Annotated in this window: 1 protein-coding gene; it reads left to right on the plus strand. The window is 74.2% G+C overall.

Annotation, left to right across the window (positions count from 1 at the left end):
- Positions 1–48: 48 nt before the first annotated feature.
- A partial coding sequence (locus NP777_RS48370) for a SpnB-like Rossmann fold domain-containing protein (RefSeq protein WP_256656326.1) occupies positions 49–1029 on the plus strand: 981 nt, incomplete at its 3' end.

Below are 1029 nucleotides of genomic sequence, written 5' to 3' on the forward strand. Positions count from 1 at the left end.
GTCGCGGCGTCCACTGCCGCCCCGGTCCCCGCGACGGATCGGTGTGCCGTGGCAGGGCCCGATGTCTTCGGCCTGGCCCGGGCGTTGAAGGCGGCCGACGGTTCGGTGGAGGAACATGCCGACCTGGCTGCTCTCGCGGCGCATGTGGCCTCGGGCGCTCCGCTGCCGAACCTGGTGTTCGTGACCGTCTCCTCCGCCCCCGGCGAGGACGTCGTTCCGGCGACGCGGGCGGTGGCCCACCAGACCCTGGACATGGTGCGGGCATGGCTGGCGGAGGACCGGTTCGCCGAGGCGCGGCTGGTGCTCGTGACCCGGGGTGCGATGGCGACCGAGGACGGTGTGGACCCGCGTGACCTGGCGGCGGCCCCGGTGTGGGGGCTGGTGCGGTCGGCGCAGGCGGAGAATCCGGACCGGTTCGTTCTGCTGGACGTGGACGGCGGCGAGGAGTCGCTGGCCCTGGCGCACCAGGCGGTGTCCACCGGGGAACCGCAGGTCGCGGTGCGCGGCGCCGAGATGCTGGTGCCGCGTCTGGGCTCCGGTGCCGCGAGGGGTGTGCTGACGCCGCCGGCTGACGCGGAGGCGTGGCGGCTGGAGGCGTCCGGAACGGGCACGCTGGAGGGGCTGGCGCTGGCCACGGCCACGGACGCCACCGGCGAACTCGGTGAGCACGAGGTGCGGGTCGCGGTGCGGGCCACGGGCCTGAACTTCCGCGATGTCCTGATCTCGCTCGGCATGTATCCGGGTGAGGCCATGATGGGTGGCGAGGGGGCCGGTGTGGTCGTGGCCACCGGTCCCGGTGTGACCTCCCTCGCCGTCGGCGACCGCGTGATGGGGCTGTGGGAGGGCGGTTTCGGGCCGCTGGCCGTGGTCGACCACCGCACCCTGGTGCGGATCCCGGACGGCTGGTCCTTCACCGAGGCCGCCTCCGTTCCGGTCGTGTTCGTGACGGCCTTGTACGCGTTGCGGGAGCTGGCGGGCCTCCGGCGCGGTGAGTCGCTGCTGGTCCACGCCGCGGCCGGTGGTGTGGGA

Origin of the sequence: Streptomyces rugosispiralis (genome assembly GCF_024505145.1) — a bacterium.
GTDB classification, from domain to species: domain Bacteria; phylum Actinomycetota; class Actinomycetes; order Streptomycetales; family Streptomycetaceae; genus Streptomyces; species Streptomyces rugosispiralis.